Source organism: Hyphomonas sp. UBA4494 (assembly GCF_002388935.1).
Lineage (GTDB): Bacteria > Pseudomonadota > Alphaproteobacteria > Caulobacterales > Hyphomonadaceae > Hyphomonas.
In genome coordinates this window covers 17,946-31,017 of the sequence record NZ_DGNK01000030.1, presented here as the reverse complement: position 1 = coordinate 31,017, position 13,072 = coordinate 17,946, and the positions used below count along the sequence as shown (strand labels likewise).

The 13,072-nt window shown below is 59.7% G+C and carries 12 protein-coding genes; 4 read left to right on the top strand and 8 right to left on the bottom strand.

What is annotated here, in order from left to right; translation table 11 throughout:
• Positions 1-44: 44 nt before the first annotated feature.
• Positions 45-929 carry a bifunctional helix-turn-helix domain-containing protein/methylated-DNA--[protein]-cysteine S-methyltransferase gene (locus tag B2P82_RS10955; RefSeq protein WP_290497039.1) on the bottom strand — a complete coding sequence of 295 codons (885 nt, stop codon included), beginning with the start codon at positions 927-929 and terminating at the stop codon, positions 45-47.
• 133 nt (positions 930-1,062) lie between these two features.
• On the opposite strand from B2P82_RS10955, the gene B2P82_RS10950 reads away from it, so the two are divergent.
• Both B2P82_RS10950 and B2P82_RS10945 read left to right on the top strand, forming a co-directional pair.
• Positions 1,063-2,010: a glutathione S-transferase family protein gene (locus B2P82_RS10950; protein WP_290497038.1), complete on the top strand. Its 948-nt coding sequence runs from the start codon at positions 1,063-1,065 to the stop codon at positions 2,008-2,010.
• Positions 2,011-2,076: 66 nt separating this feature from the next.
• Positions 2,077-2,886, top strand: a complete 810-nt coding sequence (locus B2P82_RS10945; RefSeq protein WP_290497037.1) for an SDR family NAD(P)-dependent oxidoreductase — start codon at positions 2,077-2,079, stop codon at positions 2,884-2,886.
• On the opposite strand, the gene B2P82_RS10940 is transcribed toward B2P82_RS10945, so the two are convergent.
• The gene (locus B2P82_RS10940) at positions 2,883-3,734 is read right to left on the bottom strand and encodes a hypothetical protein (RefSeq protein WP_290497036.1); all 852 of its coding nucleotides are present in this window, start codon (positions 3,732-3,734) and stop codon (positions 2,883-2,885) included. The two genes, B2P82_RS10945 and B2P82_RS10940, sit on opposite strands and share 4 nt — an antisense overlap.
• 213 nt (positions 3,735-3,947) lie before the next feature.
• Here B2P82_RS10940 and B2P82_RS10935 point away from each other — a divergent pair, with 213 nt between their 5' ends.
• On the top strand, positions 3,948-5,648 hold the full coding sequence (locus B2P82_RS10935) for an acyl-CoA dehydrogenase family protein (RefSeq protein WP_290497035.1): 1,701 nt from the start codon (positions 3,948-3,950) through the stop codon (positions 5,646-5,648).
• Positions 5,649-5,674: 26 nt separating this feature from the next.
• Here B2P82_RS10935 and B2P82_RS10930 read toward each other — a convergent pair whose 3' ends face one another.
• Genes B2P82_RS10930 through B2P82_RS10915 form a run of 4 tightly spaced genes read right to left on the bottom strand, consistent with a single transcriptional unit; the run spans position 5,675 to position 9,077 of the window.
• On the bottom strand, positions 5,675-6,511 hold the full coding sequence (locus B2P82_RS10930) for a glycoside hydrolase family 16 protein (protein ID WP_206991855.1): 837 nt from the start codon (positions 6,509-6,511) through the stop codon (positions 5,675-5,677).
• An 8-nt stretch (positions 6,512-6,519) separates the two neighbouring features.
• The gene (locus tag B2P82_RS10925; protein ID WP_206991854.1) at positions 6,520-7,395 is read right to left on the bottom strand and encodes an N-acyl homoserine lactonase family protein; all 876 of its coding nucleotides are present in this window, start codon (positions 7,393-7,395) and stop codon (positions 6,520-6,522) included.
• 44 nt (positions 7,396-7,439) lie between these two features.
• The gene (gene hisI, locus B2P82_RS10920; RefSeq protein ID WP_206991853.1) at positions 7,440-7,835 is read right to left on the bottom strand and encodes a phosphoribosyl-AMP cyclohydrolase; all 396 of its coding nucleotides are present in this window, start codon (positions 7,833-7,835) and stop codon (positions 7,440-7,442) included.
• Positions 7,836-7,883: 48 nt separating this feature from the next.
• On the bottom strand, positions 7,884-9,077 hold the full coding sequence (locus B2P82_RS10915; RefSeq protein ID WP_290497034.1) for a CaiB/BaiF CoA transferase family protein: 1,194 nt from the start codon (positions 9,075-9,077) through the stop codon (positions 7,884-7,886).
• A gap of 29 nt (positions 9,078-9,106) precedes the next feature.
• Between B2P82_RS10915 and B2P82_RS10910 the strand changes: the two genes are divergently transcribed.
• A complete protein-coding gene (locus B2P82_RS10910; RefSeq protein WP_290497033.1) occupies positions 9,107-10,003 on the top strand; it encodes a hydroxymethylglutaryl-CoA lyase in 897 nt (298 codons plus the stop codon).
• A gap of 2 nt (positions 10,004-10,005) precedes the next feature.
• Here B2P82_RS10910 and cobT read toward each other — a convergent pair whose 3' ends face one another.
• Both cobT and cobS read right to left on the bottom strand, forming a co-directional pair.
• On the bottom strand, positions 10,006-12,003 hold the full coding sequence (cobT, locus tag B2P82_RS10905) for a cobaltochelatase subunit CobT (RefSeq protein WP_290497032.1): 1,998 nt from the start codon (positions 12,001-12,003) through the stop codon (positions 10,006-10,008).
• A 27-nt stretch (positions 12,004-12,030) separates the two neighbouring features.
• Positions 12,031-13,014 (bottom strand): cobaltochelatase subunit CobS, encoded by a 984-nt coding sequence (gene cobS, locus B2P82_RS10900; RefSeq protein WP_290497031.1) that lies wholly within the window; start codon positions 13,012-13,014, stop codon positions 12,031-12,033.
• Positions 13,015-13,072 lie beyond the last annotated feature (58 nt).

The following is a 13,072-nucleotide window of genomic DNA, read 5'->3' as shown; positions in this document are numbered from 1 at the left end:
GGAATCCAGCTTGGGCGGCGTGGGCCGACTGCCCACCGCCTGGTTCAGGCTGCGCAGGCGCGTTCGAGGGTCAGCATGGCACGCTTGCGCGCCACACCCCAATGATAATTATGGAGCCGGCCGTCCGCCGCAAGGGCACGGTGACAGGGAATGAACCAACTGATCGGATTTGCGCCCACTGCCGCACCGACAGCGCGGGCCGCCTTCGGATTGCCGCTGGCCTTCGCCAAGGCCCCATAGGTTGACACCGCACCGACAGGAATTTCCAGCAAGGCCCGCCAGATCTGGCGGCGGAACGGCGTACCATAGAGCGCAACCGGGAGCGGCTCACCGGATTCAAACACCCGGCGCGCCAGAGTCTCGGCCTCGTGGTCATCCCGGCGAATGCTGGCATCCGGATACCGCGCCGCAAGATCGGCAAAGGCCTGCTCTTCATTGCGTCCCTGGTGCTCAAAACCGGTGCGTTCCGGGGCGTTCTCATCAACAAACCCTAGCGCTACCAGGCCCCGCGATGACATGAGCCAGGCCCCTTCCCCGAATGGGGTCGGCGCCCGGCCAAGGGCCAGATCGGCTCCCTTGCCGCCTGCCTTGGCTTCACCGGGAGAGAGGCCTTCATGCGCGATGAACAAATCATGCAGGCGCCCCGGTCCTGACAAGCCTGCCTCCAGAGTGGCGTCCAAAACACTTGCGCCCTCTCTCAACAGATCACCTGCCGCAGCGTGGGCAAGTGCGGACTGGTATTGTTTTGGGCTGATCCCTGCCCAGCGGGTAAATTCGCGCTGAAAATGGCTTGGTGACAGGCCTACGGCCTTTGCTGCAGTCGAAAGATCCGGCCATTCCTGCCAGGTGTCCCCCAGATAGGACAGGGCATTGGCCATGCGCTCATAGGCGACAACGCGTTCATCAAGAGGCGAAACTAGATTGGTCATGTAAGAATAATGCCGCGCCGCAGAGCCTGTCGCCACCCGTTTCTTGCGGCTTGTCAGACCAATTGAGGCTTTCCAGCGCCTGAAAAGCCCGGCAAGAATAGGGACCAATAAAAAGACGGCTGGGAGAAATAGAATGGCAGATGCGCGCAGTATTATCCTGCATGAATATCCCACGTCACCCTATGCAGAGAAAATCCGCCTCGCGCTGCGCCTGAAGAATCTCGCCTATAGCCGGGTCGAAATTCCAGTCATCATGCCTCGGCCAGCCCTGATGCCGCTGACGGGGGGCTATCGCCGGACACCCGTCCTTCAGATCGGCGCCGACATTTTTTGCGATACCGCCATCATCCTGCGGGAGCTCGAAGCCCGCTTCCCCATGCCGGCACTCAAATTGCCCGGTCATGAGGGCCTCGCCCAAATGGTCGCCGGCTGGACCGATGGCCGCTGGTTCCAAAGCTCGGTCGCGGTCATCTTTGGTGAGCGAGGCGACAGCGTACCGGATGCGTTCCGGAAGGACCGCGAAGCCTTGTCGGGTCGTCCCTTCGACACCAATGCAATGAAAGCTGTTGCCCCCATGATGCGCGACCAATGGCGGGCCCGACTCATGCTGCTGGAAGAGCGCCTGCAGGGCGGCAAGGGCGCTGGGTCCGGCATCTATCTCGTCGGCATGAAACCGGGCCTTGTGGACATTCACGCCTACATGAATGTCTGGTTCATGTATGAAAATCTGCCCGACTTCGTCGAAAAATGTTTCGAGACAGCGGACCTGACCAAGGCCTGGTTTGAGCGGCTGAAGGAGTTTGAAGGGCAAACCCCGGACACGATCAGCTCTGCAGAAGCCCTCGAGATCGGCCTGAATGCGGCGCCGCGTCTTGTGGCGGCGACCACCCGCAACGAACCGCAACAATTTGCTCCGGGCGAAAACGTCGCCGTTGCGCCCGATGATTATGGCCAGGTCTGGGTGAAAGGGGAACTCGTCCACGCCGACTCCCAGCGCATCATTCTCCAACGCACTTCATCAGAGGCGGAAACAGTGCATGTGCATTTCCCACGCGCGGGCTTCCTAGTCCAGCGTGTCTAGCCTGCCTTGCATGCCGGGCGCGCGCCGCTAGTCTCGCCAGCATCAGCAATTCGGACGGAGACGGCCATGGACCGGCGACTTTGCCTTATCACGGGCGCATCAGCGGGAATTGGGGCTGAGTTTGCCCGCCAGTACGCCGCATTGGGCTGGGATGTTGCGCTCACCGCACGCCGCGAAGATCGGCTAACCAACCTCGCCGCAGAGCTGGAAGAGAAGTTTGGCATTCACGCGATTTGTATCGCGCAGGACCTCGCGCGCGCCAATTCCGCGGACAAGATCATCTCCGCGCTGTCCGAGCAGGGCCGCCATGTCGACGCGCTGGTCAACAATGCGGGTTATGGCCTGCCGGGCACCTTCTTCAATACGAGTTGGAAGTCACAGGCAGAATTCATTCGCGTACTCTACACCGCCCCGATCGAGCTTGCACACAAAGTGCTGCCAGGCATGGCAGATCGCGGCTATGGCCGGATCATCAATGTCGCCTCCCTTGCGGGCTACGCCGCCGGCAGCAATGGGCACACGCTTTATGCCAGCGTAAAGTCGGGCCTCATCAAGTTCTCCGAAAGCCTGAATGCCGAGTGCGACGCGTTTGAAGGGGCGGACATTCACTGCACGGCACTCTGTCCCGGCTTTACCTATAGTGAATTCCATGACGTGAACGGCACGCGCGAGCAGATGAACGAGATGAGCAAGCGAATGTGGATGGAGGCTGCGCCTGTCGTGAAAGCCGGCATTGATGCGGTCAATCGCGGCCAACCGGTTGTGGTGCCGGGGCTCGTCAACAAAAGTCTTGCCACGCTGACCCGCATCATGCCGGAACCCATCGGTCGGGCCATCATGCGGCGCCAGAGCCGGACGATCCGGCGTCAGGATTAGTCGGAAGAAGCTGAAAACTCATCGCGAATGCGATCAGCCGTCGGCGTGGTGTCCGATTTGCGCCAGTCCTTCGCGCCACGCTGACGCAGGATTTCGACTTTGCCGGACCGCTTGACCTCTCCGGAATCGGACCTGTCGCTATCGCGGGCAATTGTCACGATTGGCCCCTCGAAAAAGGCTGACCAGTATTTGGACAGTACGTCCCGACGGCCCTCAAGGGAGCGCAGCTGCCGGCGCTCTTTCCAGGATGTCAGCTTGATGCCTTCTGTCTTGATGCGCTTGTCCATACCCGCCACTTGCAAGCAGCCGGCATACCGGCGCGGGGCGCCTCCGGTCAGGTCAAACTGAATCTCGCCAAAACCCTCGGCTTGTCGGCCCGAGTCCGACGGCAAGGTTTCGCGGAACTTGAAGTCCAGTCTGGGCCAGCTGATTTGGTGGAATTCTGCATGCAGGCCGCTCTCAATCTCGCCCATGCGAGTCAGGGTCGAGGAGGTCACAAGGATGCCGTGGTATGCAGGCTTCATTGAAACGATGGCCAGGCGTGGACCATTTGGGCCACCGCGTTCAGCCTGAATCCAACTGCCTTCCACGAAAGCACGGCCGAGGACCCATCGACGCAGCACCCCCATCTTTAGAACACCCGGAAGGAGGACACCCGACAGAACAGACCAGATCACGAGCAGCACCACACCCGAGCCTATCAGTCCGGCCCACTGTGCGACTTGGCTGGAACCGGCGGCGTCAACAATGGTCTGGCGCACAACCGGGCCAAATGCCAGGACACTCGCCAGCACCGCGCTGGACGCCAGGAAGCCCGAGACAATGCGGAAACGTTCATAAGGGTTCATATGTGAGGCGGCTCCGTTAGGAAGTGGCGGCAGAAAGGGCCATTTAGAAAGCCGGAACCGAAGTTTCGGTTAACGCAAGGATACCCGGTGTGATCCTTCAATTTTACATGACATCGAACCGAGACGTTTTGTTGCAGCGCACAAAATATATATGACTTGCCGCCACCTGCGCCCTATACTCAACGAAAATAAAGTCCAGTGGAGGAAATTCGAATGGATGGTGCTGTTGAGGGTCCGGCCCTGAATTCTGCGATAATTCCAAACCTTGTTGCTGTCATCAAGGATGCGAGCGCAGCCGTCGACGCCTATGTAGACGTTGCACGTGGCAAATGCCGCGAAGCGCTGACCAAGGCGGATGGCCGTCCTGACCGGGCTGCACTCGAACGCCAGCAACATATGGCCCACGGCCTGTCTTGGCTGGGCACATATGCTGAAACGCTACGCCAGACAGCCGAATGGGCCGCGCGTCTGGAGCAAGAGGGCAAATTCAGCACGACCGAAGCGCTCCTGACGCAAATTCTCTTTAGCGAATACTGCGCTCAACTGATTGGTGGAGTACCCATGAATCAGGGCGAAGTGATCCGCCCTCACGAATTGGGCATCGTTGCGGAAGCTGATGCCCTGTTCGCGACGCCGGTCGTCCAGCAGCTGATTATTGATGGAAAAACCCCTGCTGTGATGGCTGCTGCGGCTGAATGCCTACCTGACGCCCTAAGCCGGAACACGGTTGAAGAAACCGGTCTGGACGAAACCATGTCGATGGTTCGCGAACAATTTTCCAAATACGCGTCCGACAAGATCAAACCCCATGCCCATGAGTGGCACTTGAAGAATGAGTACATTCCGATGGAGGTCGTCAATGAAATGGCCGAGCTTGGTGTGTTTGGCCTGACCATCCCTGAAGAGTTTGGCGGGTTTGGCATGGGCAAGATTGCCATGTGCGTAGTCTCAGAGGAACTGTCTCGGGGATACATCGGCACCGGCTCTCTCGGCACCCGGTCAGAGATCGCGGCGGAGCTGATCCTGATTGGCGGAACGGACGACCAGAAGACCCATTGGTTGCCGCAAATTGCCAGCGGAGAAATCCTGCCAACGGCCGTCTTCACTGAACCGAATACCGGCTCTGATCTTGGCTCGCTGCGGACACGCGCCGTGAAGTCCGACGACGGCTCTCAGTACAGTGTCACAGGCAACAAGACATGGATCACGCATCCCGTGCGAGCCGATCTGATGACACTGCTGGCCCGGACTGATCCCGCCACAAACAATTTCTCTGGTCTCTCCATGCTGCTTGCGGAGAAGCCGCGCGGAACAGACGACACCCCCTTCCCTGCTGACGGCATGACCGGCGGCGAGATCGAAGTCCTCGGCTATCGCGGGATGAAGGAATACGAAATCGGATTCGATGATTTCAAGGTGAAGTCCGAGAACCTGCTTGGCGGTGTCGAAGGCCAAGGCTTCAAGCACCTGATGGCGACCTTTGAAAGCGCTCGCATCCAGACTGCGGCCCGCGCCATTGGCGTTGCGCAAAATGCGTTTGAAACCGGTCTTCAATATGCGCTGGATCGCAACCAGTTTGGCAAACAGATCTTCGACTTCCCGCGCGTTTCAAACAAGCTTGTCATGATGGCCGCAGAACTGGTGGGTGTTCGCCAGCTGACATATTTCTCGGCGCGCCAGAAGGATGGCGGAAAGCGCTGCGACCTTGAAGCCGGCATGGCGAAACTGCTTGCCGCACGGATCGCCTGGGCTGCAGCTGACAACGCCCTGCAGATTCATGGCGGAAACGGATTTGCGCTGGAATACCCAATCAGCCGCATCTTGCAAGATGCTCGTATTCTGAACATTTTCGAAGGCGCTGGCGAAGTTCAGGCCATGGTTATTGCCCGTCGCCTGATCGAAAGCGGAAATTAAAAGGAATCCGTAGGGTGCCCCGCACCCTACGGCGCTTCTCGTTCGTACACCCGGACCCAGTCGACCAGGAAACGATCAGGTAAGCGTTTGTTATCCGGCACGTTGGACCACCATTTGTGGGCCACTGTCGACTGCGTGCTTATCTCGCCGGATAGCTTCACCCATAAGGGCACTTTCGACACGCCGCCCGCAGCGCTTTGCCAGACCTGCTCTCCGTCCACGAACCATGTATATTCGGTTTCAGTCCATTCCAGCGCGAAGACGTGCCACCCACTCCGAATTCCCGGGTGGAACTCGCGCTTGTTCTTGGTCTTGTGGCGTTTTCCATACCCATCCCAGTGAAGCGCATAGCTGATCTTGTCAGTCCAGCCAAAGGCTTCAACGATGTCGATCTCGGTTCCGTCCTCTCCCGATCCATCCACTCGGTGGACCTCATCCGCGAACAGCCAGAAGGCAAGCCACCAGCCCGGATCCTGTGGCAATTTTATGCGGGCTTCATACCTGCCGAACGTCGTTTCGAACTTGCCTTCGGTGGAAACCATGCCGGATGCGTAGTCATAGGGATCGTCATCCTCTTCAGGATTGCGATTCGGGATTTGTGTCGCGCTGATTTCGAGTTGGCCCCATCCTGTCAGACTGACATTATCCTTGAGCCACCAGCCATCCGGGCCGTCAGGATTTTTCTTGCGATTATACTCCTGCGATATCCATTTTTCAGGATCAGGCTTTCCGTGTCCGTTGAATTCGTCCCGGAAAACCAGCGACCACCCCGAATTGGGCTGGTCCAGCGCCGAGTATGAATTGGTCGCAGTTGAGCACGACGCCAACATTACGATGGCCGCAACGATTGGAAACGACTTCAAACGAAATCTCACCGAATTTTACCTTCGAGGGGGTCAATGTCCGCAGGTTCATGCTGGATGATGACCTTTGCGCCCAGGGCATCCGCACGCGCCTCAAATGCCTCCATTGACGACACGGTCATGGCCTCATCGGAGTTGAAGCGGGGAACGCGCTTCAGCTCGCGGCTTTCAGCGCGATGGTAGAGGTCCCCGGTCAACAGGACCGGGCCGGTTTCCGGCATCATCAATTGCAGGGATGTATGGCCCGGCGTGTGTCCGGGCGTCTCGAAAATCACAACGCTCCCATCACCAAAAACATCAAGTTCGTCTTCGAAGACTTTCTGCTCCATGGGGGCGAACAATGAAAACAGCGCCTGCTGCTCCTGGGCAATTTCGGCCCCTTCCCCGAACATGGCGTCGAGTTCTTTCTGGCTCACCAGCCAAGTCGAGCCCGCGACCTGATCGGCCTGGCCGATATGATCGAAGTGGCTGTGAGAGATGGACACGTAGTCGACATCGTCTGGGGACATCCCCCTATCTGCCAATTGTTCGGTAATTGTCTGCTCGAGCGAAACCGTGAAGATCTGCTGCGTTTGCGGGCCCGCAATAGCCAGCACTCCTGGCAAACCAAGATCCCAGAGCAAGTTGCCATCAGGATGCCTCACGAGGAAACAGGAATCGGTGAACGTGTCAGTCTCACCGGCATAGTCGCCGGCAGACGAAAACGCGTCGAGGTCAGACACTTCAATCGTTCCGCAATCCAGCACATCGACTTCCAGCGCCGCTTCCTGCTGTGTTTCGGGTGGCGATTCTAATGTTGCCTCGGTAGATGCAGGCGATTCTGACCCGCATGCGCTCGCGAGTGCCAGTGCGGATACTGCCGCAGTTATAGTGATAAGACGCATGCCAGAGGCCCCCTTCTGTCTTCCAGCAAATTCAATCTCAAGTATCAGTTGTTGGCAACAGACAGACTGCGTCCATCTGGAGACAAAATCCTGTAGAAACAGCTGGGTCGCCCTGTATGGCAGGCACCGCCTGTCTGGTTGACCTTCAGCAGGATAGCATCCTGATCGCAATCAATACGGATCTCGATGACGTCCTGAACATGCCCGGACGTTTCACCTTTGACCCATAGCGCTCCGCGCGAACGGGACCAGTAGGTTGCCCGCCCGGTCTCGATCGTCGCCGCAAGCGCGTCGGCATTCATCCAGGCGAGCATCAGCACTTCGCCAGTTCCGGCATCCTGCGCGATGGCGGCAACCAGGCCGTCCGCATTGAATTTCGGGCGCAGCTCAAGCGTCTCGTCCTGCGCACTGCCGGAAAGGGGATCGGGATAATCGGTCATGTGGGCGGCTTAATCGAAATGACGCCGGTGAGCCAGTCAAGATTCGCCCTAAATGACGCCCTGCGCGCGCAGCGCCGCCTGCTGGTCCGCGCTGAATCCAAGGCCTGCAAGGATGCTTTCTGTGTGCTCACTCAGGCTTGGAGACGTTTCTTCCACCCCGCCGGGCGTATCGGACAGTTTAGGAAAGACGCCCTGCATCGGTACGTCGCCCAGAACCGGATGGGCCACGCGGATGATGGCATTGCGCGCCGCAATATGTGCATCTTCCAGCATCTCCTTGGCGCGGTTCACCGGCCCACAGGGAATGCCATTCTCTTCGCAAGTTGCCAGCACATCTGCCATTGTGCGCTGTTTCGTCCAGTTCGAGATCATTTCATCCAGTTCCAACTGGTTCTCGCCGCGTGCATCATGCGTTGCGTAGCGTGCATCGTCAGACCATTTCGTTCCGCACATGGCCGAGAGGCGGCGGAACAGGGAGTCCTGATTGGCGCCGATGATGACCATGCCATCGCTGCATGGATAGACGCCCGACGGCGCAATCCGCGGCAGGATCGGTCCGCTGCGCTCGCGCGTATGCCCCATCAGGGCGTATTCGGGGATCAGGCTCTCCATGAAGGCCATGACGGTTTCGTAGATTGCCGCATCGACTACCTGCCCCTTCCCCGATTTCTCGCGGGCAAACAGCGCCATCATCGTGCCGAGCGCAGCGAATGTGCCCGTCATCGTGTCACCGAGCGAAACTCCGGCCCGCGCCGGCAACCGGTCCGGCTCGCCGATCAGGTAGCGCAGGCCGCCCTTGGCTTCACCCACGCTGGCATAACCTGCCTTGTGGCTTTCCGGTCCCGTCTGGCCATAGCCGGAAACGCGCGTGATCACGAGGCGGGGATTGAGTTCGTGCAGCACGTCTGGTCCAAGTCCCCAGCGTTCCAGTGTGCCCGGCCGGAAATTCTCGACCAGAATATCGGCGGTCTTCACCAGTTCGCGCAGGATCGCCTGCCCCGCCTCGACGCGGAGGTTCAGGGTCAGGGATTTCTTGTTGCGACCTATGATCGGCCAGAACAGGCCGATGTCATCCTTCTTGACCGCGCCCCAGCCCCGGGCCGGGTCCGGCAAGCCGGGCGCCTCGACCTTGATCACTTCGGCGCCGAAGTCACCGAGCAATTGTCCACAGAAGGGGCCAGCGATCAGCTGACCGAGTTCGATGACGCGCAGGCCATCCAGGGGGCGTTTGGAGTCTGTCATTTGTCCTCAATGCACATTACATAGGCATCATGACAAGACGCATCGACATTGTAGAAGTCGGCCCGCGCGACGGGCTGCAGAATGATCCGGCCGACCTGACGACCGAACAGAAGCTGGAATTCATTGCCCGGCTGGAAGAGGCCGGCGTTCGGCGGATGGAATCCGGCAGCTTCGTCAGCCCCAAGGCCGTGCCCAAAATGGCGGATTCTGCTGCGGTCTTTGCAGGCGTCGACCGATCAAAGCCGACGCGCCATATCGCGCTGGCCCTGAACGAAAAAGGCGTTCGTCGCGCGATCGACGCCAAGGCTGACGAGATCAATTTTGTGCTCGTGGCCTCGGAAGCCTTCGGCATGCGCAATCAGGGCATGACCCCGCAGGACAGCGCGGACGCCCTGCTGCAGATTGCCCCGCTCGTACTTGAGGCAGGCATCCCTCTGTCCGCCACGATATCGGTTGCCTTCGGGGATCCGTTCGACGGCGAAGTCGACATCAAGTTGGTCGGCAATCTCGCTGCGCAGGCCCAGCGCGCGGGCGTCAGCGAACTGGCGCTGGGTGACACGATTGGTGTGGCCGACCCGTGGGATGTCCGCAAACGGATCGAGCGCGTGCGCATGGAAGCACCGGATGTCTATTTGCGCATGCACTTCCACGACACACGCGGCGCAGCGCTCGCCAATGTCGCGGCCGCCATTGATTGCGGGGTCGATGTCATCGATGCCAGCTGTGGCGGCATTGGCGGCTGTCCGTTTGCCCCAGCGGCGACAGGCAATGTGGCCACCGAGGATGTGGTCTACATGCTGGAGCGTGGCGGCTTCGAGACCGGGCTGGACCTCGGCAAGCTGATCGAGACATCGCATTGGCTGGAAAAAGTGTTGGGGCACCCGATTGCGTCGTCACTCAGCAAGGCGGGCGGATTTCCCACTTGACCCTACTTCTTCGGGCCCTTCACTTCAGTAAGGGTCGTCGCCTTCACGGCCCGGCCGAGATCGACTTTCTTGCCATAGCTTGGCGCGCCGCTGGTGGCGCCTGAGACGGCGCTGCCGCCGCGCACTGTCTTGTTCGTCAGAGGCGGAATGGCCATCGCCTTGGGCTCTGGCGCGTTCTCGTCGAACAGGCTAGCCAATTGCTCCGTCATCGCACCACCGAGCTGTTCGGCGTCCACAATCGTAACGGCGCGTTTGTAGTAACGTGTCACGTCATGGCCGATGCCGATGGCGATCAGCTCCACAGGGCTCTTGGTTTCAATCTCTTCGATCACCTGCCGCAGATGGCGTTCGAGATAGTTGCCGACATTCACGTTCAGTGTGGAATCGTCCACCGGCGCGCCGTCAGAAATCACCATCAGGATCTTGCGCTGTTCCGGTCGCCCCAGCATCCGGTCATGCGCCCATAGCAAGGCCTCGCCGTCGATATTTTCCTTCAGCAGACCTTCGCGCATCATCAGGCCGAGGTTCCGGCGCGCCCGGCGCCATGGCGCGTCAGCCTGTTTGTAGACGATATGGCGAATGTCATTCAGGCGCCCCGGTCCGGCGGGCTTGCCGGCCTTGACCCAGTCCTCCCGCGAAAGGCCACCCTTCCACGCCTTGGTCGTAAAGCCGAGGATCTCCGTTTTCACGCCGCAGCGCTCCAGTGTGCGGGCCAGAATGTCCGCACACAGCGCCGCCACCATGATCGGCCGGCCGCGCATGGAACCGGAATTATCCAGCAATAGCGTCACAATCGTATCGCGGAACTCCGAATCATCTTCCTGCTTGAAGGAGAGCGGCGCTGTCGGGTCGGTGATCACACGCGTCAGCCGGGCCGTATCCAGCACGCCCTCTTCAAGATCGAAGCTCCAGGAGCGGTTCTGCTGTGCCATCAAACGTCGCTGCAGCTTGTTGGCAAGTTTGGACACCGCGCCCTGCAGTCCCTGTAACTGGTGATCGAGATAGGCGCGCAACCGCGTCAGTTCCTCAGCGTCACAGAGGTCTGGTGCATTGGCCACTTCATCATTTTCGCGCGTGAAGACATTGTAGTTGAACCGGTTGCGATCGTCGCCATCCTTGAAGTTCGGGCGCAGCGGCTTGGTACCATCTTCCTCATCATCGGGCGTGTCATCGGCCTCGGCGTCGACATCCATGTCGACGCTGACATTGGATTCCTCGCCTTCCATTTCCTCGGTGTCGCCCGCATCCATTTGCTCGGCGGAAGAACCCATCTGCTCTTCGGACTCCATGTCCTGATCGCCTTCAGAGGGCTGTTCATTCTCTTCGGACTGTTCCGAATCGTCCTGTTCCTGCGTTTCCACGTCTTCGCCCGGCGCATCGGAGGCGGTCAGGTCCCGGATCATATCGCGTACTGTGCGTGCAAAGCCGGGTTGATCGTGCAATTGCGCGATCAGACGGTCAATTGCGCCCCCAGTTTCGGCTTCGACCCGTTCGCGCCAGACATCGGCCACGCGTTTCGCGCTGTCCGGCAAGGTGCGCCCGGTCAGCTTCTCGCGCAGCAGAAATTCGAGCGCCGGCGCGAGCACCGCCTCAGCGTCTTCTGCGCCCATCGCGAACTCGCCGGACTGGCAGCGATGGTCCAGGACAGCGTCGAGATTGTCGGCCGTACCGCGCATGGCATTGGCGCCCAGGCTTTCGATGCGCGCCTGTTCAGCCGCGTCATAGACCTTGCGGGGCAAATCCCCGCCGGGACGATGCGCGAAATGTGCCTCAGCATTGTGGTGCGCACGACGCAGGGCAATGGCATCTGCCTCGCCGCGAATGCGCGCAGCGATATGGGGTTCCAGCTGTTGTGGCGGCGTGCGCAGAGTGATCGTCTCACCGTCCCCGCCCACATCATTGCCAAAGCCGACCTCGACATTACGGTCTGCACTCATCGCTTTCGTGGTGGTGGCCAGCGCCTGCTTGAACAATTCCTGAGGAGAGGTGTCTTTGGACATGGCTGTGACTTAGCGCGGGGCTCCGGCTCAGGCGACCCTCACCATGAGGGCGCTTTCAGGCAGTTCCTCGGCGAAGCAGCGCTGGTACATTTCTGCCACCAGAGGCCGCTCCAGCTCGTCGCACTTGTTCAGGAACGTCATCCGGAACGCATGGCCAAGATCACCAAAGATGGCGAAGTTTTCAGCCCATGTGATCACGGTCCGCGGGCTCATCACTGTGGAGAGGTCGCCGCTCATGAACGCGTTCCGGGTCAGGTCGGCCAGCGTCACCATCTTGGCGAGCGTGTCATCATCCACGCCCGTGGCCTTGGACTTCACGATCTCCACTTCAGCATCATGTTCCAGATAGTTCAGCGTGGTCACGATGCTCCACCGGTCCATCTGGCCCTGGTTCAGCTGTTGCGTGCCGTGATAGAGGCCGGTCGTATCGCCGAGGCCGACCGTGTTGGTCGTGGCGAACAGGCGGAAATACGGATTTGGCTCGATGACGCGATTCTGGTCGAGCAGGGTCAGCTTGCCGCTAGCTTCCAGCACGCGCTGGATCACGAACATCACGTCCGGCCGGCCGGCATCATACTCGTCGAACGTGATCGCCACAGGGCGCTGCAAGGCCCAAGGCAGGATGCCTTCGCGGAATTCGGTGATCTGCGCGCCATCCTTCAGGACAATGGCATCCTTGCCGACCATGTCGATCCGGCTGACATGGCTGTCGAGATTGACCCGGATCATCGGCCAGTTCAGGCGCGCGGCCACCTGTTCGATATGGGTCGATTTCCCTGTGCCGTGATAGCCCTGCACCATGACGCGGCGATTGTGCTGAAATCCAGCCAGGATCGCCATTGTCGTCTGCGGATCGAAGCGATAGGCCTCGTCGATCGCAGGCACATATTCCGTGCGTGTCTTGAACCCATGCACGACCATGTCCGTATCGAGGCCGAATACCTCGCGGACATTGATTTCTTCGATCGGCTCCATGCCTTCCAGCACATCGGTATCACTCATCACAGTCATGGCATCCGTCTCGTCATCTATTGCATTGATGGACCTATCACACCTGACGCTTCCGCCA

What these genes read in the sequence shown, in the direction of transcription:
- cobT (WP_290497032.1), bottom strand. Translation starts at nt 12,003, where the DNA reads ATGTCCAAAGACACCTCTCCTCAGGAATTGTTCAAGCAGGCGCTGGCC.
- B2P82_RS10945 (WP_290497037.1), top strand. Translation starts at nt 2,077, where the DNA reads ATGGACCGGCGACTTTGCCTTATCACGGGCGCATCAGCGGGAATTGGG.
- B2P82_RS10910 (WP_290497033.1), top strand. Translation starts at nt 9,107, where the DNA reads ATGACAAGACGCATCGACATTGTAGAAGTCGGCCCGCGCGACGGGCTG.
- B2P82_RS10955 (WP_290497039.1), bottom strand. Translation starts at nt 929, where the DNA reads ATGACCAATCTAGTTTCGCCTCTTGATGAACGCGTTGTCGCCTATGAG.
- B2P82_RS10940 (WP_290497036.1), bottom strand. Translation starts at nt 3,734, where the DNA reads ATGAACCCTTATGAACGTTTCCGCATTGTCTCGGGCTTCCTGGCGTCC.
- B2P82_RS10935 (WP_290497035.1), top strand. Translation starts at nt 3,948, where the DNA reads ATGGATGGTGCTGTTGAGGGTCCGGCCCTGAATTCTGCGATAATTCCA.
- B2P82_RS10925 (WP_206991854.1), bottom strand. Translation starts at nt 7,395, where the DNA reads ATGCGTCTTATCACTATAACTGCGGCAGTATCCGCACTGGCACTCGCG.
- B2P82_RS10915 (WP_290497034.1), bottom strand. Translation starts at nt 9,077, where the DNA reads ATGACAGACTCCAAACGCCCCCTGGATGGCCTGCGCGTCATCGAACTC.
- cobS (WP_290497031.1), bottom strand. Translation starts at nt 13,014, where the DNA reads ATGACTGTGATGAGTGATACCGATGTGCTGGAAGGCATGGAGCCGATC.
- hisI (WP_206991853.1), bottom strand. Translation starts at nt 7,835, where the DNA reads ATGACCGATTATCCCGATCCCCTTTCCGGCAGTGCGCAGGACGAGACG.
- B2P82_RS10950 (WP_290497038.1), top strand. Translation starts at nt 1,063, where the DNA reads ATGGCAGATGCGCGCAGTATTATCCTGCATGAATATCCCACGTCACCC.